This is a genomic window from Pseudomonas sp. B707 (assembly GCF_022496685.1).
Taxonomy (GTDB): domain Bacteria; phylum Pseudomonadota; class Gammaproteobacteria; order Pseudomonadales; family Pseudomonadaceae; genus Aquipseudomonas; species Aquipseudomonas paraglycinae.
In genome coordinates this window covers 258,373-282,958 of the sequence record NZ_WTVE01000015.1, presented here as the reverse complement: position 1 = coordinate 282,958, position 24,586 = coordinate 258,373, and the positions used below count along the sequence as shown (strand labels likewise).

Annotated in this window: 20 protein-coding genes; 10 read left to right on the top strand and 10 right to left on the bottom strand. The window is 61.1% G+C overall.

The window, feature by feature from the left end; all coding sequences use genetic code 11:
• Positions 1-14: 14 nt before the first annotated feature.
• On the bottom strand, positions 15-2,066 hold the full coding sequence (metG, locus tag GQX66_RS06815) for a methionine--tRNA ligase (protein WP_240867695.1): 2,052 nt from the start codon (positions 2,064-2,066) through the stop codon (positions 15-17).
• Positions 2,067-2,221: 155 nt separating this feature from the next.
• On the opposite strand from metG, the gene apbC reads away from it, so the two are divergent.
• Entirely contained in the window at positions 2,222-3,316 is a 1,095-nt protein-coding gene (gene apbC, locus GQX66_RS06810; protein WP_085745267.1) for an iron-sulfur cluster carrier protein ApbC, read from the top strand.
• 68 nt (positions 3,317-3,384) lie between these two features.
• Here the strand turns inward: apbC and GQX66_RS06805 are convergent, their stop codons facing one another.
• Positions 3,385-4,143, bottom strand: coding sequence for an SDR family oxidoreductase (locus GQX66_RS06805; protein WP_011335726.1), 759 nt, complete (start codon positions 4,141-4,143; stop codon positions 3,385-3,387).
• A gap of 160 nt (positions 4,144-4,303) precedes the next feature.
• Here GQX66_RS06805 and GQX66_RS06800 point away from each other — a divergent pair, with 160 nt between their 5' ends.
• The 4 genes from GQX66_RS06800 (at position 4,304) to groL (ending at position 7,828) form a co-directional block, all read left to right on the top strand.
• Positions 4,304-5,035, top strand: coding sequence for a HugZ family protein (locus GQX66_RS06800; protein WP_085745266.1), 732 nt, complete (start codon positions 4,304-4,306; stop codon positions 5,033-5,035).
• Between the two features lie 65 nt (positions 5,036-5,100).
• Positions 5,101-5,577: an FxsA family protein gene (locus GQX66_RS06795; protein WP_007953217.1), complete on the top strand. Its 477-nt coding sequence runs from the start codon at positions 5,101-5,103 to the stop codon at positions 5,575-5,577.
• 259 nt (positions 5,578-5,836) lie between these two features.
• Positions 5,837-6,130: a co-chaperone GroES gene (locus GQX66_RS06790; protein ID WP_011335724.1), complete on the top strand. Its 294-nt coding sequence runs from the start codon at positions 5,837-5,839 to the stop codon at positions 6,128-6,130.
• A gap of 51 nt (positions 6,131-6,181) precedes the next feature.
• The gene (groL, locus tag GQX66_RS06785; RefSeq protein ID WP_007953220.1) at positions 6,182-7,828 is read left to right on the top strand and encodes a chaperonin GroEL; all 1,647 of its coding nucleotides are present in this window, start codon (positions 6,182-6,184) and stop codon (positions 7,826-7,828) included.
• A gap of 74 nt (positions 7,829-7,902) precedes the next feature.
• Here the strand turns inward: groL and GQX66_RS06780 are convergent, their stop codons facing one another.
• The gene (locus GQX66_RS06780) at positions 7,903-8,646 is read right to left on the bottom strand and encodes a phosphatase PAP2 family protein (RefSeq protein ID WP_102687212.1); all 744 of its coding nucleotides are present in this window, start codon (positions 8,644-8,646) and stop codon (positions 7,903-7,905) included.
• A 218-nt stretch (positions 8,647-8,864) separates the two neighbouring features.
• On the opposite strand from GQX66_RS06780, the gene colR reads away from it, so the two are divergent.
• The 5 genes from colR to GQX66_RS06755 all read left to right on the top strand — a co-directional run bounded on the left by colR (position 8,865) and on the right by GQX66_RS06755 (position 12,591).
• Positions 8,865-9,548, top strand: coding sequence for a two-component system response regulator ColR (gene colR, locus GQX66_RS06775; protein WP_007953224.1), 684 nt, complete (start codon positions 8,865-8,867; stop codon positions 9,546-9,548).
• Positions 9,538-10,812 (top strand): HAMP domain-containing sensor histidine kinase, encoded by a 1,275-nt coding sequence (locus tag GQX66_RS06770; RefSeq protein WP_085745264.1) that lies wholly within the window; start codon positions 9,538-9,540, stop codon positions 10,810-10,812. The genes colR and GQX66_RS06770 overlap by 11 nt, the downstream gene beginning before the upstream one ends.
• A 162-nt stretch (positions 10,813-10,974) precedes the next feature.
• The gene (locus tag GQX66_RS06765; protein WP_085745263.1) at positions 10,975-11,643 is read left to right on the top strand and encodes a class I SAM-dependent methyltransferase; all 669 of its coding nucleotides are present in this window, start codon (positions 10,975-10,977) and stop codon (positions 11,641-11,643) included.
• 4 nt (positions 11,644-11,647) lie between these two features.
• Positions 11,648-12,361 (top strand): lipopolysaccharide kinase InaA family protein, encoded by a 714-nt coding sequence (locus tag GQX66_RS06760; RefSeq protein ID WP_240867676.1) that lies wholly within the window; start codon positions 11,648-11,650, stop codon positions 12,359-12,361.
• A gap of 2 nt (positions 12,362-12,363) precedes the next feature.
• Complete coding sequence (locus GQX66_RS06755) at positions 12,364-12,591, top strand: hypothetical protein (protein WP_011335717.1); 228 nt, start codon at positions 12,364-12,366, stop codon at positions 12,589-12,591.
• Between the two features lie 84 nt (positions 12,592-12,675).
• On the opposite strand, the gene GQX66_RS06750 is transcribed toward GQX66_RS06755, so the two are convergent.
• From GQX66_RS06750 to GQX66_RS06720, 7 genes are all read right to left on the bottom strand, one after another.
• On the bottom strand, positions 12,676-15,705 hold the full coding sequence (locus tag GQX66_RS06750; protein WP_240867672.1) for a multidrug efflux RND transporter permease subunit: 3,030 nt from the start codon (positions 15,703-15,705) through the stop codon (positions 12,676-12,678).
• A gap of 13 nt (positions 15,706-15,718) precedes the next feature.
• Positions 15,719-16,867 (bottom strand): efflux RND transporter periplasmic adaptor subunit, encoded by a 1,149-nt coding sequence (locus GQX66_RS06745; RefSeq protein WP_085610855.1) that lies wholly within the window; start codon positions 16,865-16,867, stop codon positions 15,719-15,721.
• Between the two features lie 147 nt (positions 16,868-17,014).
• Positions 17,015-18,115 (bottom strand): DUF1513 domain-containing protein, encoded by a 1,101-nt coding sequence (locus GQX66_RS06740; RefSeq protein WP_236191400.1) that lies wholly within the window; start codon positions 18,113-18,115, stop codon positions 17,015-17,017.
• A 14-nt stretch (positions 18,116-18,129) separates the two neighbouring features.
• On the bottom strand, positions 18,130-19,194 hold the full coding sequence (locus GQX66_RS06735) for an imelysin family protein (protein ID WP_240867670.1): 1,065 nt from the start codon (positions 19,192-19,194) through the stop codon (positions 18,130-18,132).
• Positions 19,195-19,220: 26 nt separating this feature from the next.
• The gene (locus tag GQX66_RS06730) at positions 19,221-20,648 is read right to left on the bottom strand and encodes a di-heme oxidoredictase family protein (RefSeq protein WP_240867668.1); all 1,428 of its coding nucleotides are present in this window, start codon (positions 20,646-20,648) and stop codon (positions 19,221-19,223) included.
• A 155-nt stretch (positions 20,649-20,803) separates the two neighbouring features.
• Positions 20,804-22,150 (bottom strand): imelysin family protein, encoded by a 1,347-nt coding sequence (locus tag GQX66_RS06725; protein ID WP_236191404.1) that lies wholly within the window; start codon positions 22,148-22,150, stop codon positions 20,804-20,806.
• A 198-nt stretch (positions 22,151-22,348) separates the two neighbouring features.
• Positions 22,349-24,400, bottom strand: coding sequence for a bifunctional diguanylate cyclase/phosphodiesterase (locus GQX66_RS06720; protein ID WP_011335711.1), 2,052 nt, complete (start codon positions 24,398-24,400; stop codon positions 22,349-22,351).
• Between the last annotated feature and the right edge of the window lie 186 nt (positions 24,401-24,586).

Genomic DNA, 24,586 nt, shown 5'->3' with positions numbered 1-24,586 from the left:
GTCAGGGCAGAACCTTACTTGATGCGCTGACCCGGCTTGGCGCCGCTGTCCGGGCTCAGCAGGTAGATTTCTTCACCGCCAGGGCCGGCCGCCATCACCATGCCTTCGGAGATGCCGAACTTCATTTTCCGTGGCTTGAGGTTGGCGATCATCATGGTCAGGCGACCGTCGAGCTTGGACGGATCCGGGTAGGCGCTCTTGATCCCCGAGAACACGTTGCGTTGCTCGTCACCGATGTCGAGGGTCAGACGCAGCAGCTTGTCCGCGCCTTCGACGTGTTCGGCCTTGACGATCAGCGCCACACGCAGGTCGACGGCGGCAAAGGTGTCGAAGTCGATTTCCGGCGACAGCGGATCCTTGGCCAGTTCGCCGTTGCCGACAGGCGCGGCGGCGCCGGTGTCGGTCTGGCTGGCGGTCAGGTCTTCTTTCGAGGCGTCGGTCATGGCTTGCACTTTTACCGGGTCGATGCGGGTCATCAACGGTTTGAATTCGTTCAGCTGGTGGTTGGCCAGCAGGGTGGTGTGGTCGTTCCAGGTCAGCGGGGCGACGTTGAGGAACGCCTCGGCATCGGCAGCCAGCAGCGGCAGCACCGGCTTGAGGAAGATCACCAACTGACGGAACAGGTTGATCGCCGTGGCGCAGACCGCCTGGACTTCATCCTGCTTGCCTTCCTGCTTGTTCAGCGACCATGGCGCCTTGTCGGCGATCCAGGCATTGGCGCGGTCGGCCAACGCCATGGTTTCGCGCATGGCACGGGCGAAGTCGCGGGCCTCATAGGCGTCGGCGATGCTCGGCGCAGCAGCCAGGAACGCTTCGGTCAGTTCCGGCGCGGCGTTGGTGTCCACCAGCAGACCGGCGTTGGCCTTCTGGATGAAACCGGCGCAACGGCTGGCGATGTTGACCACTTTGCCGACCAGGTCGGAGTTGACCTTCTGCACGAAGTCTTCGAGGTTCAGGTCGAGGTCGTCCACGCCACGGCCGAGTTTGGCCGCGTAGTAGTAGCGCAGGTATTCCGGCGACAGGTGATCCAGGTAGGTACGGGCCTTGATGAAGGTGCCGCGGGATTTGGACATCTTCTGACCGTTGACGGTCAGGTAACCGTGCACGTTGATCCCGGTCGGCTTGCGGAAACCCGCGCCTTCGAGCATCGCCGGCCAGAACAGGGCGTGGAAGTTGACGATGTCCTTGCCGATGAAGTGGTACAGTTCGGCGGTGGAGTCCTTGCCCCAGAACGCGTCGAAGTCCAGCTCCGGCGTACGGTTGCAGAGGTTCTTGAAGCTGGCCATGTAGCCGATCGGCGCGTCCAGCCACACGTAGAAGTACTTGCCTGGCTCGCCCGGGATCTCGAAGCCGAAGTACGGCGCATCGCGGGAGATGTCCCACTGTTGCAGGCCGGCGTCCAGCCATTCGGCGATCTTGTTGGCCACGGCGTCTTGCAGGGTGCCGCTGCGGGTCCAGGCCTGCAGCATTTCCTGGAAGTCCGGCAGCTTGAAGAAGAAGTGCTGGGAATCCTTGAGCACCGGGGTGGCGCCGGAGATCGCCGACTTCGGATCCTTCAGGTCGGTCGGCGCGTAGGTTGCACCGCATTTTTCGCAGTTGTCGCCGTACTGGTCTTCGGTGCCGCATTTCGGACAGGTGCCCTTGATGAAGCGGTCGGCCAGGAACATTTTCTTTTCCGGGTCGAAATACTGGGTGATCGAACGTTGGGCGATGTGCCCGGCGTCACGCAGCTTCAGGTAGATCTGGCTCGACAGCTCACGGTTTTCTTCGGCGTGAGTGGAGTGGAAGTTGTCGAAGTCCACCAGGAACTCGGCAAAGTCGGCGCTGTGTTCGGCCTGGACGTTGGCGATCAGTTGTTCCGGGGTGATGCCTTCCTTTTCCGCGCGCAGCATGATCGCCGAACCGTGGGCGTCGTCGGCGCAGACATAAATGCACTGATTGCCACGATGCTTCTGGAAGCGCACCCACATATCGGTCTGGATGTATTCCAGCATATGGCCAAGGTGGATCGAACCGTTGGCGTAGGGCAGGGCGCTGGTGACGAGAATCTTGCGTGGTTCGGACATGTGGGGCTTCGCTACTTGATGAAACGGAGGTCGGCCACTATAAAGCGCCGGGAAAGATATTTCACCTCTGCAAATCGTTGCCGGGCATGCCGTCCGGAGGACAGAAGGGGTAGGATACCCGCCATCTTTTCCCAGTCTTGTTATCGGAGTTGCCCATGAGTGCCGTCACTCGCGCAGCGGTGGAAGCCGTCCTCAGCCAATACACCGACCCTTACCTGAACCAGGATCCGGTCAGCGCCGGTTGCGTGCGCAACATCGAAATCACCGGCGATCGCGTCAGCGTGCAACTGGAAATCGGTTATGCCGCCGGTCTGTTCAAGAGCGGCTGGGCGCAATTGCTGCAACTGGCCATCGAAAACCTCGACGGCGTGGTGTCGGCCAAGGTTGAAGTCAACAGCGTGATCGCCGCGCACAAGGCCCAGGCACAGATCCCAGGGCTGGCCAACGTCAAGAACGTGGTCGCCGTGGCATCGGGCAAGGGCGGTGTGGGCAAATCCACCACCGCCGCCAACCTGGCGCTGGCGCTGGCTCGCGAAGGTGCGAAGGTCGGGATTCTCGACGCCGATATCTACGGCCCGAGTCAGGGCATCATGTTCGGCATTCCCGAGGGCACCCGACCGCAGATCAAGGATCAGAAGTGGTTCGTGCCGTTGCAGGCCCATGGCGTGGAAGTGATGTCGATGGCGTTCCTGACCGACGACAACACGCCGATGGTCTGGCGCGGGCCGATGGTCTCCGGCGCGCTGCTGCAGCTGGTCACGCAAACCGCTTGGGGCGACCTGGATTATCTGGTGATCGACATGCCGCCAGGCACCGGCGACATCCAGCTGACCCTGGCGCAGAAAGTCCCGGTGGCCGGTGCTGTGATTGTCACGACACCGCAGGATCTGGCGCTGCTGGACGCGCGTAAAGGCGTGGAGATGTTCCGCAAGGTCAACATTCCGGTACTGGGCGTGGTGGAAAACATGGCCGTGCACATCTGCTCGAACTGCGGACACGCCGAGCATCTGTTCGGTGAGGGCGGTGGCGAGAAGCTGGCGACCCAGTTCGGCGTCGAGCTGCTGGCTTCGTTGCCGCTGTCGATGCTGATCCGCGAACAGGCCGATGGCGGCAAGCCAACGGTGATTTCCGAGCCGGACAGCCAGATCGCCATGGTTTACCAGGAGCTGGCCCGCCACGTCGGCGCGCGGATCGTGTTGCAGGAAGCGGCTTCGCCGGCGATGCCGAACATCACCATCAGCGACGATTGATGGCTGTGGTTTAAACAAAAACGCCCCGGTGCCTGTGCACCGGGGCGTTTTTCATTACGCGACAGAGGTCAGATGCGCAACCCGCCATCCATCTCCAGAATCCGGCCGGTGTAGTAGTCGTTCTCGAAGATGTACGCCGCCGAGTGGGCGATCTCTTCCGGCTTGCCCATGCGCTTGAGCGGAATGCCCGAGGTCATTTTTTCCAGCGCTTCCGGCTTCATGCCCAGGGTCATTTCGGTTTCGATGAAGCCCGGTGCGATGCCCGCCACGCGAATGCCGTAGCGCGCCAGTTCCTTGGCCCAGGTCACGGTCGCTGCCGCCACACCGGCCTTGGCGGCGGAGTAGTTGGTCTGGCCGACGTTGCCCGCGCGGGAGATCGACGAGATGTTGATGATCGCGCCGCTGTTTTTCAGCTCGACCATTTTTGCCGCCACTTCACGGGTGCAGAGGAACACGCCGGTCAGGTTGACGTCGATCACCGCCTGCCATTGGGCCAGGCTCATCTTGGTCATCTCGCCGTCCTTGACCTTGAGCAGCAGGCCGTCGCGCAGGATCCCGGCGTTGTTGATCAGGCCGTGGATCGCGCCAAAGTCTTCGGCGACCTGGGCAACCATGTGCGTCACCTGCTCTTCGTTGGCGACGTTGCACAGGTAGCTGCGCGCCTCGACACCCTTGGCCTTGCAGGCCGCGACCGCGTCGTCGAGTTTTTCCTGGTTCAGGTCGACCAGCGCCAGCTTCGCGCCCTTGCCCGCGAAATACTCGGCCATCGAGCGGCCCAAGCCTTGGCAACCGCCAGTGATAATGATTACTTTGTCGTTGAGTTGCATTCGCATGCCCCCGAGAGCAGGTCAGAGTGGTCCTTACAGGTAGCCTCTCGATCTGCACCGGCCAGCAGCCTGTTGCACATGAGAACTGCCCGATGGCGAGTGGGACAAAACCCATGCGCCTGTCCGTTTTGTCGACGGATTCTATTTAAGGAGTCATAAATTGAGCGTTGAAGCGGCTAAGAATGCCCGAGAATTGCTTCTCAAGGAATACCGTGGCGTGCTGTCGACCCACTCCAAATCAATGCCCGGTTTTCCATTCGGCTCTGTGGTTCCCTACTGCCTGGACGACCAGGGCCGGCCGCTGATCCTGATCAGCCGCATCGCCCAGCACACTCACAATCTGCAGAAAGATCCGAAATGTTCGCTGCTGGTGGGCGAGCGCGAGGCTGACGATGTGCAAGCCGTTGGTCGCCTGACCTATCTGGCCGAGGCGGAAAAACTCGAAGACGCTGCCGCCATCGAAGCTGCCGCCGAGCGTTACTACCGCTATTTCCCCGATTCGCAGAATTACCACAAGGCCCACGATTTCGATTTCTGGGTGCTCAATCCGGTGCGCCATCGCTACATCGGCGGTTTTGGCGCGATCCACTGGGTCGATCACCTGACCCTGGCCAACCCGTTCGCCGGCAAGGCCGAAATCAGCATGGTCGAGCACATGAACAGCGACCACGCCAAGGCCATCGCCCATTACGTCGACCTCGCCGGTCTGCCGAAAACCGTACCGGCGCAACTGGCCGGGATCGACACCGAAGGCATGCACCTGCGCATCGGTCAGGCGCTGTACTGGCTGCCGTTTCAAGCGCCTTGTCATACGCCGATACAAGTGCGCGAGGCCTTGGTTTCTCTGGCTCACGCCGAGGTCTGGCCAAAAAATGCGGTGGCCGACGCTTGAATTCACGAAAGGGCGACGTCATCTAAGGCTTACTGCAAGGCATTTCTTGCGTTGAGGAAACTTTGATGCGCCCTTTTTTGTTGCTCTTTCTGCTGTTCCCGGTGTTGGAGCTGTTCGTATTCGTCAAAGTGGCAGGATCGATCGGATTTTTCCCGGCCCTGCTGCTGATCATTCTCGGCTCGATGTTCGGCGTGTTTGTGCTGCGCGTCGCCGGGCTGGCCACCGCACTGCGTGCCCGTGAAAGCCTGAACCGCGGCGAACTGCCTGCGCAAACCATGCTGGAAGGCCTGATGCTGGCCCTGGCCGGTGGTCTGTTGATCCTGCCGGGCTTTATCAGCGACGTGGTCGGTCTGGTGCTGCTGTTGCCGTTCAGTCGTCGACTGGTCGCCAACAAGATGCGCCAGCGTGCCGAAGAACAGGCCATGCGCCAGCGAGCGTTCGCCGATGACCTGCAACCTCGCGGCGGTCCTGCACCGCGCCAGCCTCTTGGCCGCGAAGGTGATGTGATCGAAGGCGAATTCGAACACCGCGACACCAAGTAACTTCTACGTCGACACGGCACCTTCGGGTGCCGTGTTCGTTTGTGGGGCGAATTCATGCAATGTGCGTGAAAATTTTTTAGCCCCCGCCCTTGTAATAAGCTTATGCGCCCTTATGTATCGGTCACCGAAAGGTTTCCGGTATTTGAACCGGACAGACTTCCGCGGTTCGCTCGACGAGCCGCAACCGGCGCAGGCCGGATTCGTTAAACCCGCCGGGACTACACCGGCCGATGAAAACCACAATTAGGAGAGATCGACAATGAAGCTTCGTCCTCTGCATGACCGCGTCGTCATCCGTCGCAGCGAAGAAGAAAAGAAAACCGCTGGCGGTATCGTCCTGCCAGGTTCGGCTGCTGAAAAAGCCAACCACGGTGAGATTCTGGCTGTAGGCCCGGGCAAGGCACTGGAAAGCGGTGAAGTGCGCGCACTGTCCGTGAAGGTAGGCGACAAGGTTGTGTTCGGTCCGTACTCCGGCAGCAACACTGTGAAAGTCGACGGCGAAGACCTGCTGGTAATGAGCGAGAACGAAATCCTCGCCGTTATCGAAGGCTGATTACCCCCGTTCATTTTCCCGCTACTACAAAGTATTTAAGGAATATCGATCATGGCTGCTAAAGAAGTTAAATTCGGCGATTCCGCCCGCAAGAAAATGCTGGTTGGCGTAAACGTCCTGGCTGACGCGGTAAAAGCGACCCTGGGCCCGAAAGGCCGTAACGTGATTCTCGAGAAGAGCTTCGGCGCTCCGACCATCACCAAGGACGGCGTTTCCGTCGCCAAGGAAATCGAACTCGAAGACCGTTTCGAAAACATGGGCGCGCAGCTGGTCAAAGACGTTGCCTCCCGTGCCAACGATGACGCTGGTGACGGTACTACCACCGCTACCGTTCTGGCTCAGTCGATCGTCAACGAAGGCCTGAAAGCCGTCGCTGCCGGCATGAACCCGATGGACCTGAAGCGCGGTATCGACAAAGCGACCATCGCGATCGTCAAAGAACTGAAAGCCCTGTCCAAGCCATGCGCCGACACCAAGGCTATCGCTCAGGTAGGCACCATCTCCGCCAACTCCGACAACTCCATCGGCGACATCATTGCCGAAGCCATGGAAAAAGTCGGTAAAGAAGGCGTGATCACCGTTGAAGAAGGCTCGGGCCTGGAAAACGAACTGTCGGTTGTAGAAGGCATGCAGTTCGACCGTGGCTACCTGTCCCCGTACTTCGTCAACAAGCCGGACACCATGGTTGCCGAGCTGGAAGGCGCGCTGATCCTGCTGGTCGACAAGAAGATCTCGAACATCCGCGAAATGCTGCCAGTGCTGGAAGCCGTTGCCAAAGCCGGCCGTCCACTGCTGATCGTTGCCGAAGACGTTGAAGGCGAAGCCCTGGCGACTCTGGTCGTGAACAACATGCGTGGCATCGTTAAAGTCGCAGCCGTCAAGGCTCCAGGCTTCGGCGACCGTCGCAAGGCCATGCTGCAGGACATCGCTGTTCTGACCGGCGGTACCGTTATCTCCGAAGAGATCGGCCTGAGCCTGGAAAGCACCACCCTGGAACACCTGGGTAGCGCCAAGCGCGTGACCCTGTCCAAGGAAAACACCATCATCGTTGACGGTGCTGGCGTTCAAGGCGACATCGAAGCCCGTATCGCTCAGATCCGTGCCCAGGTTGCCGAGACTTCCTCGGACTACGACCGTGAAAAACTGCAAGAGCGTCTGGCCAAGCTGTCCGGCGGCGTTGCAGTGATCAAGGTTGGCGCCGGTTCCGAAGTTGAAATGAAAGAGAAGAAAGCCCGCGTTGAAGACGCCCTGCACGCAACCCGCGCAGCCGTTGAAGAAGGCGTGGTACCTGGCGGTGGCGTTGCGCTGATCCGCGCTCTGGAAGCCCTGACCGAACTGAAAGGCGACAACGCTGACCAGAACGTCGGTATCGCTGTACTGCGCCGCGCTGTTGAAGCGCCGCTGCGCCAGATCGTTGCCAACTCCGGCGACGAGCCAAGCGTGGTTGTCGACAAGGTCAAGAACGGCGAAGGCAGCTTCGGCTACAACGCTGCTACCGGCGAATACGGCGACATGATCGAAATGGGCATCCTGGACCCAACCAAGGTCACCCGTTCGGCTCTGCAAGCTGCAGCCTCCATCGGCGGTCTGATCCTGACCACCGAAGCTGCTGTTGCTGACGCACCGAAGAAAGAAGGTGCAGCTGGCGGCGGTATGCCAGACATGGGCGGCATGGGTGGCATGGGCGGCATGATGTAAGCCAGCCTCACCCTGTAACGAAAAACCCCGTCTGCGAAAGCAGACGGGGTTTTTTATTGCCCGCGTTTCAGGGGTCAGGCGTTGGCGGGTTGTGCCAACGTCGTGGCCTGGTTCTTGGCTGCCGGGCGATACAGAATCCAGTAATACGAACCCAGACAGATCAGCCAGCAGAAGATCGCCGTCCACACGTTGTGGGAGAAGAAGTGCGCACCCTGCATCATCCGGCTGATCGAAAACACCGAACCCAGCGCAAAGGCAAAGATGAATGCCTGACGGGCCAGCCGCGGGCGGCGGTCACGCAGCACGAAGAACAGCGCAAACAAGGTGAAACCGGTGGCCGCATGACCACCCGGCCAGCAACGACCGGGCTTGTCGGTCGGCGGGCGATGATCCAGCAGTTTGCTGTAGGTTTCGTGGCCACCGAACTGTTCGAGGCTCCATGGGCATTGCACCGCCGTCACGGCTTTCACCGGCGTGACAAACGAGGTGGCCAGACCCAGCGACAACACCAGGCAACCCAGTTCACGCTTGAATGGTTTGAGCCGTTCGATGAAAAAAGCACCGATGAACCCGAGGATGGATAACACCGAAAAGGCGATCACCACTTGTTTGGCGCGGTCGTGGAGGATGTCTTCGAGAAAGTAACTGTGGCGGCCGATGAAGTCGCCCGCGACCGGATCGTAAAACAGCCGGGCCAGATCCATGTCCAGGTCGGTCAGCTCCAGCAACACCAGAATGACCGCCGCGACGGCGGGAATGCCCAGGCAAAGCCATACATTCAAAGGCCTTGAAGCAGGGCGGGCAGAGATCGAAACCATGGCAATTCCTTCATCGGTAAGGTCTTCAAAGAAGCACAACCGTGTGAGTCTGCGCCCGGTTCTGTCGGCGATTTGTCGGTCGCTCGTGAAAAACTCGTCAAGTCCGGCGATCCGTGCAATTAAGTCAAATCAACCCACTCGGTGCCTAGCCGTGAGCCACACTTGGCCGTAAGCTGCGCGGGCCAAGACGGCCGCTACTGTGTACGTAGGAGGTGCCCATGCGAATTCTATTGGTCGAAGACAACCGCGATATCCTGGCCAATCTGGCCGATTACCTGGGGCTCAAAGGCTATACCGTCGATTGCGCCCAGGACGGTCTGTCGGGCCTGCATCTGGCCGCCACCGAGCATTACGACCTGATCGTGCTCGACATCATGCTGCCAGGCATCGACGGCTACACCCTGTGCAAGCGCCTGCGCGAAGACGCCCGTCGCGATACGCCGGTAATCATGCTCACCGCTCGCGATCAGCTCGATGACCGCTTGCAGGGCTTCAAGTCCGGAGCCGACGATTATCTGGTCAAGCCGTTCGCGCTGTCGGAACTGGCGGCGCGGGTCGAAGCGGTGATGCGTCGCACCCAGGGCGGCGGTCGTCGGGCCCTGCAGGTCGGCGATCTGAGCTACGACCTCGATACCCTAGAAGTGACCCGCGAAGGCAAACTGCTCAAGCTCAATCCGGTCGGCCTCAAACTGCTGGCGGTGCTGATGCAAAAGAGCCCGCATGTTTTGCGTCGGGAAATTCTCGAAGAAGCGCTGTGGGGCGATGACTGTCCGGACAGCGACAGCCTGCGCAGCCATGTCCACCAATTGCGCCAGGTGATCGACAAACCATTCGCCAAGCCACTGCTGCACACCGTGCACGGCGTGGGTTACCGCCTGGCCGAGGGCCGCGATGGAGTTTAAGCAAAGCCTTGCCCAGCGGATCATCATCGCCTTTGCGCTGATGAGTGCGCTGGTGGCCGGGGCGTTTGCCATGGGCATCGTCGCGACCGTGCACCTGGTCGAGGAAAAACTGATTTCCGCCGGGTTGGGCGGGGATCTGCAACGCCTGCTGCTGATGGACAACGTCTCGGACTGGAGCCATCGGCCGGAGCCGGATCAACTGTTCTACTTCAGCGGCGGGCCGGGCGACTTCGAGCTGCCCAAGGACCTGCGACACCTGGATTCGGGGTTCCATGAAGTCTTTCGCGAGCAGCTGTCGTACCACGCGATGGTCGAGGTGGTCGACGGTCGCCGCTACGTGCTGCTGCAGGATCAAAGCGATTTTGAAGAACGCGAGCGCGTGCTGTTCGCCGTGGTGCTGGTGGGCTTCGTGCTCAGTCTGGCGCTGGCGGTGTTCCTTGGCTGGGTGCTGGCGCGCAAAGTGATGGCCCCGGTGGTGCGTCTTGCCCGCCAGGTGCGCCATCGCGACCAGTTGCTCGGGCTGGCACCTCCACTGGCGCCGGACTATGCGGCTGACGAGGTGGGCGAACTGGCAGTGGCGTTCGATGCCACGCTTGGGCGCCTGCGTCAGGCGCTGACGCGGGAGCGCCTGTTCACCAGCGACGTCAGCCACGAATTGCGTACACCGCTGATGGTATTGGCCAGCTCCTGTGAACTGCTGCTGGAAAATCCGGGCATCGATCAGCGCGGCAAGGCCCAGGTTCAGCGCATTGCGCGGGCCAGTGAAGAGATGCGTGAGCTGGTGCAGACCTTCCTGATGCTCGCTCGCGCCCAGCGTGAAGACGCAGGCGCGGCGCCCCAGCATAACCTCTCGCAAGTGGCCGACAGTTTGCTTTGCCTGTGGCGAGAACCCATCGAATCCAAGGGCTTGCAGCTGATTTTCGAGCCGGGCAATCCGCCCGACACCTGTTATAACGCGACGCTGCTCAATGCGGTGATGGGCAACTTGCTGCGCAATGCCTTGCACTACACCGAGCAGGGGTTCATTCGCCTGACGCTCAACGAGAACGGTTTCGTGGTCGAGGATTCGGGCGTAGGCATTCCCGAGGAAAAACGCGAGGCGATGTTCCAGCCTTTTGTACGCGGAAACGAAAAACGCGGCGAAGGGCTGGGGTTGGGTCTTTCACTGGTTCAACGCATCTGCGAGAACCAGGGCTGGAGCGTCACGTTGAGCACGATGGAGCCCAATGGCTGCCGTTTCGAGGTCGATCTGGGCAAGCGCTGAAGATCAGCCGGTCGACGAGGGTACTCCCGCCAACCTGTCTAATTCCTGTATAACCTTGAAATAGATTGCCGATTTACATGACGTTTTTTTCACAAAGGGATGACCTGACGCTGACACGCCGCTGCTTAAGGTGGCGTCATCAGTAATTCAGGAGTCCTGGTGATGGCCGGCCCGATCAAGCTCGATTTTTCCGAAAAGTACGACGATAAACATGCGCAGAAATACCTGCGCAAGCACCAGGACGGTCTGGGACGTCGTTTGTCCAACTGGCGGGATCAGCAGATGGCCCGCAAGGCGCTGACCCTGGTCGGTGAGCCGGGGCTGGTACTCGACCTGCCGTGCGGTGCGGGGCGTTTCTGGCCGATGCTCGCGGAAAAACCCAACCGGGTGATCATCGGTGCGGACAATTCCGAGTCGATGATCAAGACCGCCATGCAGGCACAACCGGCGGATGTGGTGAAACGGGTACAACCCTTGCACACATCTGCGTTCGACATTGCCTTGCCCGATAACGCCGTCGACAGCATTTTTTGCATGCGACTGCTGCATCACATCGGCGAAGCCGAGCACCGCCGGGCGATTCTGCGCGAATTCGAGCGCGTCACTCGCGACAGCGTGATCATTTCGCTGTGGGTCGACGGCAATTTCAAGTCCTGGAAACGCAAGCGCGCCGAGCGCACGCGTGGGCAGGAAGGTTACCAGAACCGGTTTGTGTTACCGGCCGCTACAGTTGAAAAGGAATTTGAAGACGCGGGGTTCCGGATCCAGGAACAACTGGACTTTATTCCGCTCTATGCCATGTGGCGAGTCTACGTATTACGCAAGAGGTAACAGGATGGCAGTGCAATTTGCAGCAGAAGCGGAAGTCGCTCCCGAGGATCGCTTCGACTACTACTGGAACCAGCGTGGCGAATGGGTCGAGGAACCCAATGTACGCCGGGGTGGCGAAAGTGGTGTGCAACGGATCATGGGACGTGACGGCCAGCTGCTGTATGCCAAACGCCAGACCGGACATATCTATCGCAGCTGGCTGCACCCGTTCGGACGGCCGACCGTGTTGCGCGAGCTCGATGCGCTGACGGGCGTGACCCGGCTCGGCGTCAGAGTCCCTGAAATCGTGTTCTGCGGTGCCCAGCCCGATCCCGAATTTAAATGGCGTGCACTGTTGGTGACGAAGTCGCTCGATGGCTTTCAGGAGTTTGAGCAATGGGAAGCCGCCGGCGGACGCGAGCAATACGGCGAAGCTGTCTATGAGCGCGTGCTCAAGGACCTCGCCGAAAACCTCGCGCGCATGCACAAGAGCCGTTGGCAGCACAGCTGCATCTACATCAAGCACGTATTTGTGCGGGTGACGGGCGAAGGTGAGTCGGTCAAGGTCGAAGTCGCCCTGATCGATCTGGAAAAGTGCCGTCAGCGATTGACCGCTTATCGCGCAGCCGCCCATGACATGAAGCAATTGCGTCGCCACTCGTCGTTCAGCGCAACGGACTGGAAAAAACTCGTCTACTTTTATGAGACGGCGTTTGGCAGCGCTATCAAAGGTTTATAGCGATGAAACTAGAAATTGCACGAGGTTTGTTTCTGGTAGGAGCCTTGGCAGTTGCATCATTGGCGGTGGCGGCCTGGGAACAGCCACGCATGCAGGTGATCGGTGCCTCGGCGAGCGATCCGCATTGCCCGATGCCACGGGTGGCGAAAGCCGCCGTGGCCACTCAGCCGGACCATGATCTGTTGCTGTTCATGTTCGGACTCTCTCAAGGAATGAGGCCGCAGAGTTGAATCGATTGAAATCTCTTTCTAGAAGAGCCAAAGGCCTCGCTGATGCGAGGCCTTTTTTATTGCGTCATGGCTTTTTTTACTGCGTCATGCCGTGGGATCGGGTTTCGCCAGCACGGTGTAAACGCACGGCAGGACAAACAGCGTGAACAACGTCCCGATCGACATCCCGGTGGCAATCACCGTCCCGATGTCGAAACGGCTGACCGCACCGGCGCCGGTGGCCACGATCAGCGGCACCATGCCGAACACCATCGCCGCGGTGGTCATCAGCACCGGGCGCAGACGAATAGCCGCCGCTTCCTCCACCGCCTCACGGGGTGTCAGGCCTTTCTCCTTGCGCAACTGGTTGGCGAACTCGACGATCAGGATCCCGTGCTTGCTGATCAGCCCGATCAGCGTCACCAGCCCGACCTGGGTGTAGATGTTCATGCTCGACCAGCCGAGGAACAGCGGAATCAGCGCCCCGCAGATCGACAACGGCACGGTCACCAGAATCACCAATGGGTCGCGGAAGCTTTCGAACTGCGCCGCCAGCACCAGGAAAATGATCGCCAATGCCAGGGCGAAGGTCACCCACAGCGCGCTGCCTTCCTGGACGAACTGGCGGGAGGCGCCGCCGTAATCGAAGGCAAACCCGGCCGGGGCCTCTTCCCGGGCGATCTGCAACACGCTGTCGATGGCTTCGCCCATGCTCACCAGCGGGAACCCGGACAGCTTGGCCGCGTTGAGTTGCTGGAACTGGTTGAGCTGTCGCGGTCGTGCGCGGTCGGTCACCGTGATCAGGGTCGACAGCGGCAGCAGTTCGCCCTGGGCGTTTTTCACGTAGTAATTGTTCAGCCAGTCCGGGTTGTCGCGGTAGGCCCGTTCGACCTGGGCGATGACCTTGTAGCTGCGGCCTTCGATGGTGAACCGGTTGATCTCGGCTTCGCCGAGCAAGGTCGCGAGGGTGCCGCCCAGATCCTGCATCGACACGCCCATCTGCGCAGCCTTGGCGCGGTCGATGTCGACCACCACTTCGGGTTTGTCGAAAGCCAGGTCGAGGTCGACGAAGGCGAACTTGCCCGATTCCATGGCGCGCTTCTTGATCCGGTCGGCCACTTGCAGCAACAGCTCGTAGTCGTTGGCGGTGTTGATCACGAACTCGAACGGCAGGCCTTCACCGGTGCCAGGCAGGGACGGCAGGTTGAAGCCGAAGATCTGCAGGCCCGGAATGCCCTCGAGTCTGCCTTGTACCTCGGGGAGGATTTCCATTTGCGTGCGACTGCGCTCGTTCCATGGTTTGAGCAGGAAACCGCCGATGCCGCTCTGCACCCCGTTGTAGCCGTTGATCTGGAACGAGGAGTAGTACTCCGGAAACTCCTTGAAGATCTTGATGAACTCGTCGGTGTAGGTGTTCAGGTAATCGAGGTTGGTCGGTTGCGGCGCGTTGGCCATCATGAAGATGATGCCCTGATCCTCGTCCGGTGCCAGTTCCGATTTGGTGAACTTGAGCAGCACCGGAATCAGGCACAGCACGATCACCGCGAACACCAGCACCACCGGCCGGGTATTGAGCGTGCCGTGCAGCATGCTCTGATAGCGACGCTTGAGGCTGTCGAAAATCCGGTCGAGGCGGTGGGCCAGGCCCGTGGGATTTTCGTCATGGCGCAGCAGCATGGCGCACATCATCGGCGACAGGGTCAGGGCGACGACGCCGGAAATCACCACCGCCCCGGCCAGGGTCAACGCAAACTCCTTGAACAGTGCCCCCGTCAGTCCGGTGAGAAAACCGATCGGTGCGTACACCGCCGCCAGGGTGATGGTCATCGACACCACCGGCATGGCGATTTCCCGTGCGCCTTCGAGCGCAGCCTCCAGTGGTGTCTTGCCTTCCTCGATGTGCCGGTGGATGTTTTCCACCACCACAATCGCGTCGTCCACCACCAACCCGATGGCGAGCACCATCGCCAGCAGGGTCAGCAGGTTGATCGAGTAGCCCATCATCTGCATGAAGAACATCACGCCGATCATCGACAGCGGAATGGTCACTACCGGAATGACCACTGAACGCAGGGCACCGAGGAACAGGAACACCACCACGATCACGATCAGCACCGCCTCGAACAGGGTCTTCACCACTTCGTCGATGGAGGCCTGGATGAACAGCGTGGCGTCGTAGGCGATCTCGCTCTTGAGGTTGGGCGGCAGCTGGGCTTCCAGCTCCGGCATGATCTTGCGCACTTCCTTGATCACTTCCAGCGGGTTGGCCCCGGGTGTGGCCTTGATCCCGATATACACCGAAGGCGTGCCGCCGAACGAACTGATCGAGTTGTAGTTTTCCGCGCCCATTTCGACCCGTGCCACATCGCTGAGCAGCACCCGGCTGTCACCGCTGACCTTGAGCGGGATCTTGCCGAAGGCTTCGGCGGACTTCAGTTCGGTGTTGGCGTTGATGCTGGTGACCACGTACTCGCCTTTCACTTCGCCAGCGGCGGAGAGAAAGTTGTACTGGCGCACCGCGTTGGTCACGTCGCTGGCGCTGAGGCCGAAGCCGGCGAGTTTCACCGGGTCGATCCACAGGCGCATGGCGAACACCTGGTTGCCGAGAATCTCTGCCTCGGCCATGCCCGGCAGGGTCGCCAGTTTCGGCTGGATCACCCGTGAGAGGTAGTCGGTGATCTGCGGGTTGTTCAGCTCCTTGCTGAAGAAGCTGATGTACATCAGCGCCGAGGCGTCGGCGGCTTCCTTGCTCAGCACCGGATCTTCGGCGTCCTGAGGCAACTTGTTCTTCACCTCGTTGGCCTTGGCCAGCAGTTCGGTGAACAAGCGGTCGCTGTTGGAGCCGATGCGCGCGTAGATCGAAATCACCGAGAAGTTCTGGCGACTGACCGAAGTCATGTAGTCGATGCCCTCGGCGCTGGCCAGGCTCTGTTGCATCGGCTGGGTGATGTAGCCCTGGATGGTTTCGGCGTTGGCCCCGGGGTACGCGGTGGTCACCGTGATCAGGGCGTTTTCCATTTGCGGGTACTGGCGCAGCGGCAGCTTGCTCCAGGCCTGAAAGCCCAGCAGCACAATCAGCAGGCTGACCACGGTGGCGAGCACCGGGCGGCGGATGAACGGATCGGTAAAAGCCATGGGGTTTCCTTGATCAGTCGGCGCGGGGCGGACTGTTCTGCTCGCCGAGGGTCTTGTCGTCGCTGATGGCAATGTGGGCGCCGTTGTCCAGTTTGATCTGGCCGGCCGTCACCACCTGTTCGCCGCTCTGCACGCCCTTGTTGATCATCACCTGACCATCGCGGCGTTCGCCGGTCTCGACGAACCGACGCTCGGCGATCAGTACCGGTTGGCCCTTGTCGTCTTTTTCGACGGTGCCATCTTCGGCTTTCTTCTGGGTGACCACGTACGTCGAGTTGCCGTACAGGGTGTAGGTGATCGCACTTTCCGGGACCACGATGTGTTTCTGCGGATCCGGCAGCAGCACTTCGACGCTGGTGAACATGCCCGGCAGCAACTTGCCATCGGGGTTGGCCAGGGTGGCGCGCACCAGAATGTTGCGAGTGGTGCTTTCGACGATCGGGTTGATGGCGCTGATGGCGCCGGTGAAATGCTGGCCGGGATACGCCGCGACCGTGATCTGTACCGGTTGACCGATAGCCAGTTTCGGCACCGATTGTTCGGGCACGTAGAAATCGGCGTAGAGGCTGCTCAGGTCCTGCAGGGTGGCGATCTTGGTGCCGCTGGCGAGGTAGTCGCCGATGTCGACGAGGCGGATGCCGATGGTGCCGCTGAAGGGCGCGACGATGCGTTTTTTCGCCAGCGCCGCATTGAGCTGATTGACCGTGGCCTTGTTCTTTTGCAACTGCGCCGAGAGCCGGTCGAATTCGCCTTTGGAGATGGCGCTGCTGCCGACGAGTTGACTGCCGCGACCGTAATCCAGCTGCGCGAGGCCGAGATCGGCCTTGGCGGTTTCGAGGAAGGCGGCTTCGACGGCGCTGTCCAGTTGTAGCAACGGCTGGCCGGCCTTGACCTTCTGCCCCGATTCGAACTTCAGCTCGGTGACGGTGCCGGCGTTCTCCAGGCTCAGGTCGACGCCTTGCAGCGCTTTCAGCGTGCCGACGGTGGGCAGACGCATCTGCCACGGGCGCTCGACGGCGGTGGCCACGGCGACGCTGATCGGCGGCTTCGGTTTGGAAAAGCCCTGGATCATCGTATAGATCGAGAAGGCCTTGTAACCGGCGAGAAGCAGAACGATCAGCAGTACAACACCCAACATGATCAGCATGCGGCGACGCAGCATATTTCCAGTTCCTTGGAGAAAATCAGGCGAGACAGGCGGGCACATTACCCCGAGTCCGGCAGGGATTCCAACTGCCAGTTTTTACCGGGTATGAGGGGAGGCGATACAAAAAAGCAGCGCCGCCGACCGAACGGCCGGCGGCGAATTTCAGGCCATCAGATGAAGATGGTTGTCCCAGAGCCCTGCGGGCAAATCCAGCGGTTTGGCCAGCAGATCGTTCTGACGGCAATCGTAGTAGCGGCAACGTCCCTGACCGGAGGTCACGACAAACCCGTCCTTCACCGCACCGACGCCGGCGCAGTCGGGCAACGGTGCGTCGAGGCGCACTTCGCCGCTGTCCAGGTCCCAGATGAAGAAGCGGTTGCCGCGCGGTGCGGTCAGTGCCACCAGACGCAGGTCGCTGTGCACGGCGACGCTGGCGGTGTAATGACCCATCGACTGCAACTGATGCTCCGGCACCGGGAACGCCACGAAAGGCTGGCCCGGTCGCTTGATCGCCAGCAGCTCCGAGCGCTCGTGGGAAGGCCCCATGAATTGCTGGCCGGCAACGATGGTGCCGTCGCTGGCGATCCCCAGGTGGCGCACGCTGTTCATCTGCTGGGCGAGGGTTTCCTTGCTCAGCAGGGTGCCATCGCGCTGCATCAGCACCAGGCTTGGCTCCATGGCGTCGAGGTTCATGTCGACCCGGCTTTCGGCCTCGGTGCGGATCCCGCCGTTAGCCACCACCAGGGTTTCACCGTCGGGCATCCACGACACCTGATGCGGGCCGAGACCGTGGGTGGAAATCTCGCCGCTGTGCACCAGCCGTTCGCCTTCGAACTTGTACACCCCGAGCAGTCCACGGCCCGGATCGGTGGTGTCGTTTTCGGTGGCGTACAGGTAGTCGCCGCTGTGGTGGATCACCGCGTGGCCGTAGAAGTGCCGGTTCGGCTGCGACGTCACGGTTTGCAGCAATGCACCGTTGCGCAGATCGATCAGGTAGCTCTCGGTGCCCGGCCGACGGGCAACGAACAGCGCGATCGGCAGCGTCGGGTGATTGATGATGTCGTGGCAGCGCTGGCCGACTTCGGTGGCAAACACCTGGGTGCCGTCCAGCCGATAACCGACGGCGTAATGCTTGCCATCGGTGTCGTCCCGCGCCGACAACAGCAGCGGGCTTTGGTCCTTGCGTTTGAACAGCGTCCAGCCGCCCAGTGTCACTGCTCCCAGCAGCAAACTACCTAAAGTCAGAGCCTGGCGTCGCAGCATGGCACGTGCCCTCATCAGTCACCGTCGTTGGCGTTGAAGCCCAGTTGGATGCCCAGCGCCTTGGCCAGCTCGCCTTCGTGCAGGCGGTGGACGACGTTGAGGCTGTCGTAGATGTCGTTGAGCTGCTGGCGACCGGCGTCATCGTTGAGCATTTCGGTCAGCGAGCGCTGAGTGCTGCCAAACAGTTTGAGCGACGCCGCGTAAGCTGCATCGATCTTGTCCGCCAGCGGCTTTTGCTCAGCCGGCAGCAGGCCGCGCATGCCTTTGTTGTCGACGCCTTCCCAGACGGTTTTGGCCGCTGCGAGGCTGGCTTCCAGCGACTCCATCGACGACTGGCTGCGCCATGCATCGGCCTGGAACGGCTGTGGTACGCCCTTGCTCTGACGGCCCATCGGCGTGCCGAGTTTTTTCTTCAGGGTGTCGAGGGCGGTGACCTGTACCCGCAGCAGATCGGCGATCGCTTCGTGGGAGTCGGCGTAGCGCTGGTTCGGGAACTTGCTCATCTGCGCGAGCATGCCGTCGGTGTTGTTCCAGCTGCTGAGAATCTCTTCGGCCAGTTGTTTCTGACGCTCGCCGATGGCCACCAGCAGTGGGCAGTACTTGGCTTTCTGCGCGTCGTTGGCGACGTCAGGTTTGGCGTCGAACAGGATGTACTCGTAAGCGGACAGGCCTTGAACCACGACGCTGGACTTGGCCAGTGCGGCGGCATCGATCTGCGGCTGCGCGGTGACCAGTTGCTCGACCTGACGGCCGACCAGGTTTTTCTTGTCCGGCCAGAACTGCACCTGCCACGAACGGTTGCCTTCGGCCAGCGGGCCGATCAACAGCGGTTGCAACTCGGCCCAGGCTTTCTGCGCGTGCAGGAAGTCGGCACGGGCGGTGTCCAGCGACTCTTTGCCTTGGCAGTAAGCGAGGGCGCTGACGGCCAGTTGTTTGTCGGCTTCGACCCAGCGGGTGTAGGTCGGCAGGATCACCGATTTGGCGATGGCCGCCGAGGTGACGGCTTGCGGATCCTGCGGCGAGCACGCGCCGAGGGCCAGTGCGGCAAGGCTGGTGAACAACAGCTTGGGACGGAACATGTCGGGCTCCCGATTCTTTTAAGTGTTTAAAGTGAGTTCAAGAACGCCAGCAGCGCGGCACGCTGCTCGGCGTTGAAAGACAAAACCTGTTGCTGCGCCGCCTTCGCTTCGCCGCCGTGCCAGAGCACGGCTTCGAGCAGGTTGCGGGCGCGGCCGTCATGCAGAAACTGGGTGTGGCCGCTGACCGCCTGCGTCAGGCCGATGCCCCACAGCGGCGGGGTACGCCAGTCGCGGCCGGAGGCCTGGAATTCAGTGCGGTTGTCCGCCAGGCCTTCGCCCATGTCGTGCAGCAGCAGATCGCTGTACGGGCGAATCACTTGATTGGCCAGTTCAGGTTCGGCCGCGTTGGCAGCGGTGGTGTATTTCGGTGTGTGACAGGACTGGCAACCCGCCTGGAAGAACAGATTCTTGCCGGCCAGCACCTGCGGATCGTTGACCCCACGGCGGGCAGGAACGGCGAGGTTACGGCTGTAGAACAGCACCAGGCGCAGGATGTTGTCGCTGACTTCAGGTTCGCCGTCCGGGCCATTGCCGTTCGGTGCCTGTTTGCAGGCGGTTTGCGCGTCGGTGCAGTCATCAAACGGTCTCAGGCTGGTGGTGAGGCCCATATCACCAGAAAACGCGTGAACATTTTGTTGATTGAGGTTCGGCTGGCCGGCTTTCCAGCCAAATCGCCCCATGACGGTCTTTTGCTGCTCATCGTCCCAGACCCGATTTGGCCGGCCGTTGATGCCGTTGTTCTCTTTGGCCTGCGCGGCGGCATTGGCGAGGATCGCTTCTTCCGGGATCGCTTCGAGCAGGCCCAGGCCGATCATCGGCGGTGCAACGCGGGCCGAGAAACGTGTGTCCGGGTGCATCGGGCCGTAGCCGAGCTGGGTGATCTGCAGGACCGGTTTACGCAGCTCGACCTCGGTGCCGTCCTTGAAGCGGACCGGCACCGGCGTGTAATCGACCCGCACCTTGCCTTCCGGCGCGACGCCGGGGACGGCCATGTCCTGGAACTGGCCGCCGTAGACTGGCTCCGGCACCACGCCCACTTGCTCGATGACCTTGGCATAGGCCGGCGCATCGGGAATCGACAGGCGTACCAGCATCGACACCGCGTTGGCCGCATCCGGCGTCGGCGGATGGCCGCGGCCGTCCTTGATATGGCAGTTCTGGCAGGCGTTGGTGTTGAACAGCGGGCCGAGGCCATCGCGGGCCGTGGTGGTCGATGGCGCGATCACCCACGGGCTGCGAAAGAAGCTGTTGCCGACGCTGAAGTCCACCCGCCGCGAAGGCGGCAGGTTGGCCGACGGCAGGGAAAACGCGTTCTGATCGCTCTTGCGCACGGTCGCCGCGCCGCCGGAACGGGCCTCACCCGGCTCGGCCTTGGTGAAACGCGGGGCGTCATCGCAGGCACTCAGGCCCAGGGCCAGAAACAGTGCGGACAAGCGAAGAGGCAGCGAGGGCATCAGACTTCCTGCAAGAGGGGCGAATTTAAAGGCGCAAAGTCTAACAGGGCGAGGGGGTTTGAATAAGAGGAATTATCGTTTGCTTGATGCACGTCAGGTCAGCCAGAACGAAAAAGGCGACCCGAAGGTCGCCTTTATTAACGCGGACGCTGTGATCAGAACTCGTGATCGGCGTTGTCCGGGTTCAGGTCGCTGATGCCCAGCTTGCCGGCAGCGGCTTCGATCGAACCGGTCTGCTTGACCAGCGAAGCGATGGCGTCGCGGACGATCTGGTTGCCGGCGGTGTTGCCGGCCGCGATCAACTGGTCGTAGTGCTCACCCTTGTTGGCGTGATCGACCATGACCTGGATCTTGGCTTCGGTGGCGGCCAGATCGGCTTTCAGCGCGGTGTCGGCAGCCGGGTCGACTTTGGCCACCAGCGACGACAGGCTGGCGCCGGTCATTTTGGTGCCGTCGACACGGGTGTACTCGCCCAGGTACACGTTACGAATGCCCTTGGCATCGTAGAAGTGCGAGTTGTGGGTGTTGTCGCTGAAGCAATCCTGTTCGTCTTCCGGGGAGTTCGCTTCCAGGGACACTTTCATGCGCTCGCCGGCCAGTTCGCCCAGGGACAGACTGCCCATGCCGAACAGCATTTTGCGCAGGCCGCTTTCAGCCGGTTCGGCTTCCAGGGTGGCGCGGTAGTTGTCGGCCACGTTCGGCTTCCAGTTAGCGACCATTTCTTCCAGGTCGCTGACCAGCAGCTGGGTCACGGCTTTCAGGTAGGCACGACGACGATCGTTGTGACCGCCGGTGGCGCCGGCGCCTTCCAGGTAGTCCGACGCAGGACGGTTGCCGGCGCCAGGGCCGGTGCCGTTCAGGTCCTGGCCCCAGAGCAGGAATTCGATGGCGTGGTAGCCGGTGGCAACGTTGGCTTCGGAACCGCCCAGCTCGTTCAGGCTGGCGAGTTTTTCCGGAGTGATGTCCTTGACGTCGACCTTGTCTTCGCCGACCTGTACTTCGGTGTTGGCGATGATGTTGGCGGTGGCGCCCGGGTTGCCCAGTGCGTGTTCGTAGGATTTGTCGACGTAGTCGATCAGGCCTTCGTCCAGAGGCCAGGCGTTCACCTGACCTTCCCAGTCGTCGATGATGGTGTTGCCGAAGCGGAACACTTCGCTCTGCAGGTAAGGAACGCGGGCGGCGACCCAGGCAGCCTTGGCGGCTTTCAGGGTGTCGGCGTTCGGCTTGGCGAGGAACGCGTCGATGGCGGTTTGCAGGGTTTTCGCGGTGGATTCGGCATCGCTGTAAACGGCGAAGACCATGTCGGCGTAGTGCGAGACAACGGCTTTGCCGGCGGCCTCGTCGACTTTACCGGCGGCAGCAGGCGCAGCCGGTGCAGCGGTGCTGGCAGCCGGGGTCGGCGCAGGAGCGGCGGCCTTGTCTTTGTCTTTACCTTCGCCGCAACCGGCGAGGGAAATAGCGATGGCCAGCAGACTGGCGGTAGCCAGAGGCATACGAATCATGGCGAACATCCTGCTTCGGTAATTGAGTGGACAGGCGCGGGGGTGCGCAAAAGCTGCGACATAATGCAAATCTTTCGCATTATGTGTAAAGGGTTGTAGCTGGAAATATTTCTTATTTGCGCGGGGGTTGCGCTGGATCAACAGCGTAGAGCACGCCCGGCGGATCAAGGGGTTTGCCGGGCTTCGCAGGGGGAGATTTCAGAGGATGGCCGCGTTGCTGCGCTGGGCCTGCTTGAGATAAATGCTCAGCTCGCGCGCCGGTAGCGGTTTGCTGTAGTGGTAGCCCTGACCTTCATGGCAGCCTTCGGAGATGATGTAGGTTTCCTGTTCGGCGGTTTCCACGCCCTCGGCGATCACCTGCATGCCCAGGCTCTTGCCCAGTTGAATGATGGCGCGAACGATGGTCGCGTCATCGTCGTCGTCCAGCAGGTCCTGGACGAAGCTCTTGTCGATCTTGATCTTGTCCAGCGGCAGACTCTTGAGATAACTCAGCGAGGAGTAGCCGGTGCCGAAGTCGTCGATGGCGATCAAGGCGCCGGAGCGGCGCAGGCTCAGCAGGTGCTGGGCGGCGGTGCTGATGTCTTCCATCAGGCCGGTTTCGGTGACTTCCAGCTCCAGGCTCCGCGGTGGCAGGCGGTACATCTGCAACAGGTTGTTGACCACCCGCGGCAGCTCGGCGTGGTGCAGTTGCACGGTGGACAGGTTGACCGCCATGCGCAGATCGACGAAGCCCTGATCGTGCCAGTCGCGCAGTTGCTTGCAGGCCTGATCCAGCACCCATTCGCCAATGGCGATGATGGTGCCGTTTTGCTCGGCCAGCGGGATGAACAGGTCCGGCGGCACCAGACCGTGTTCCGGATGCTGCCAGCGGATCAATGCCTCGACGCCGACCACGCGATGATCGCGGTAGCTGATCTGCGGCTGATAGACGAGGTAGAACTGATCGCGCAGCAAGGCGTCGCGCAGGTCTTTTTCCAGTTCGCGACGGCGGCGCATTTCGCTGTCGACGCTGGCGATATAGAACTGATAACGGTTGCGCGAGCGGGTCTTGGCCAGGGTCATGGTCTGCTCGGCTTTCTGCAACAGCTTCTCGGTGCTGTCGCCGTCCTCCGGGAACAGGGTGATGCCGATGGTCGCGCGCAGACGGATTTCCTGATGATCGAGGGCGAACGGCGCTTCCAGGTCATCAAGAATGCTTTGCGCCAGTTCCGCCGCTTCGTAGGGTTGCTCGATATCGGCCTGCACCAGCGCGAACTGGTCGCCGCCAAGACGGGCGAGGGCGCCGAGGCGACCGCTGTGGGCGCGCAGGCGGTCGGCGAGTGCCAGCAGCAATTGGTCGCCGGTCTGGTAGCTGAATTGTTCGTTGATGCCTTTGAAGTCATCCAGTCCGACACACAACACCGCAACCCGGCGCTGCAGCTTGCCGGCATCCACCAGGATCTTGTCCAGTTGCTGCTGCAATTGCTGGCGGTTCGGCAGGCCGGTGAGGAAATCGTACTGGGCCATGCGCAGCAGGCTGTTTTCCGCTTCGTGGCGCAGGTGGGTATTGCGTTCGATGGATTCGAGCAACTGGTTGGCGGTGTTGATCCAGATCCCCAGTTCGTTTTTCTCGTGGCCCTTGAGCTGCGGAATCTTGTGTTCGCTGGGGCGGTCCGGGTTGATCTCGGTGAGGTGCTCGATGATGCGCGACAGCGGTTTGGTCAGCAGCCAGTGATAGACCAGATACAGCACCAGCCCCATGGCCAAGGCGCGCAACACGCCGGAAATGAAGATGATCACCGAGCTGACGATGAAACCCTGACCGTAGGTGGCCGTGTCGAGGGTAATGCTCAGGTCGCCGTAATATTCGCTGTAGGGGCCGCGTCCCACCAGTTGGGTGGTGAACGTGCGTTCCTGGCCGAGGATCAGGTCGGTCAGCCAGCGACTGTTGGAATGCTGCAGCTCACGGGATTTCTGCGCGAGCATCGCTTCGTTGGGATGGCCAATGGAGGCCTGGCGCACGGCGTCGTCCTGGAACAGGCCTTCGATCACCTGCATGCCCATTTCCCGGTCCAGGCTGTAGACCGCCTGGGTTGAGGGATCGCGGAACATGTCGAGGATGCGTTCGGCATCGCCGGCGACGGCCTGGCGTGTTTTATAGGCATCGAAAACGATCTGCGCGCAGCTCAAGACCACGCCGACGATCAATGCCGACAGGAGCACGACCCGGAGCAACTTCACCGACAAGCTGTTCTTGAGTTCCAGCTTCAAAGGGTTATTCCTTGTTCCGTGCGGGTAGCGTCAAGTTGCCATGAGTATTGGCAATCCCGTGTTGGCAGTCAAAGGGACAATCGAGCCGCGGAAAATTTGTCCGTGGCCTTGGCCGAAATGCTGCTGTCTGGAGTATTTGCCCTATTTGTACTGTGTCGGTAGTTTTGGCCTCCAACTTGAGGGGCG

Excerpts from the sequence above, each read along its gene's own strand:
- metG (WP_240867695.1), bottom strand. The coding sequence starts at position 2,066 with ATGTCCGAACCACGCAAGATTCTCGTCACCAGCGCCCTGCCCTACGCC.
- apbC (WP_085745267.1), top strand. The coding sequence starts at position 2,222 with ATGAGTGCCGTCACTCGCGCAGCGGTGGAAGCCGTCCTCAGCCAATAC.
- GQX66_RS06805 (WP_011335726.1), bottom strand. The coding sequence starts at position 4,143 with ATGCAACTCAACGACAAAGTAATCATTATCACTGGCGGTTGCCAAGGC.
- GQX66_RS06795 (WP_007953217.1), top strand. The coding sequence starts at position 5,101 with ATGCGCCCTTTTTTGTTGCTCTTTCTGCTGTTCCCGGTGTTGGAGCTG.
- GQX66_RS06790 (WP_011335724.1), top strand. The coding sequence starts at position 5,837 with ATGAAGCTTCGTCCTCTGCATGACCGCGTCGTCATCCGTCGCAGCGAA.
- groL (WP_007953220.1), top strand. The coding sequence starts at position 6,182 with ATGGCTGCTAAAGAAGTTAAATTCGGCGATTCCGCCCGCAAGAAAATG.
- GQX66_RS06780 (WP_102687212.1), bottom strand. The coding sequence starts at position 8,646 with ATGGTTTCGATCTCTGCCCGCCCTGCTTCAAGGCCTTTGAATGTATGG.
- colR (WP_007953224.1), top strand. The coding sequence starts at position 8,865 with ATGCGAATTCTATTGGTCGAAGACAACCGCGATATCCTGGCCAATCTG.
- GQX66_RS06770 (WP_085745264.1), top strand. The coding sequence starts at position 9,538 with ATGGAGTTTAAGCAAAGCCTTGCCCAGCGGATCATCATCGCCTTTGCG.
- GQX66_RS06765 (WP_085745263.1), top strand. The coding sequence starts at position 10,975 with ATGGCCGGCCCGATCAAGCTCGATTTTTCCGAAAAGTACGACGATAAA.
- GQX66_RS06760 (WP_240867676.1), top strand. The coding sequence starts at position 11,648 with ATGGCAGTGCAATTTGCAGCAGAAGCGGAAGTCGCTCCCGAGGATCGC.
- GQX66_RS06755 (WP_011335717.1), top strand. The coding sequence starts at position 12,364 with ATGAAACTAGAAATTGCACGAGGTTTGTTTCTGGTAGGAGCCTTGGCA.
- GQX66_RS06750 (WP_240867672.1), bottom strand. The coding sequence starts at position 15,705 with ATGGCTTTTACCGATCCGTTCATCCGCCGCCCGGTGCTCGCCACCGTG.
- GQX66_RS06745 (WP_085610855.1), bottom strand. The coding sequence starts at position 16,867 with ATGCTGCGTCGCCGCATGCTGATCATGTTGGGTGTTGTACTGCTGATC.
- GQX66_RS06740 (WP_236191400.1), bottom strand. The coding sequence starts at position 18,115 with ATGCTGCGACGCCAGGCTCTGACTTTAGGTAGTTTGCTGCTGGGAGCA.
- GQX66_RS06735 (WP_240867670.1), bottom strand. The coding sequence starts at position 19,194 with ATGTTCCGTCCCAAGCTGTTGTTCACCAGCCTTGCCGCACTGGCCCTC.
- GQX66_RS06730 (WP_240867668.1), bottom strand. The coding sequence starts at position 20,648 with ATGCCCTCGCTGCCTCTTCGCTTGTCCGCACTGTTTCTGGCCCTGGGC.
- GQX66_RS06725 (WP_236191404.1), bottom strand. The coding sequence starts at position 22,150 with ATGATTCGTATGCCTCTGGCTACCGCCAGTCTGCTGGCCATCGCTATT.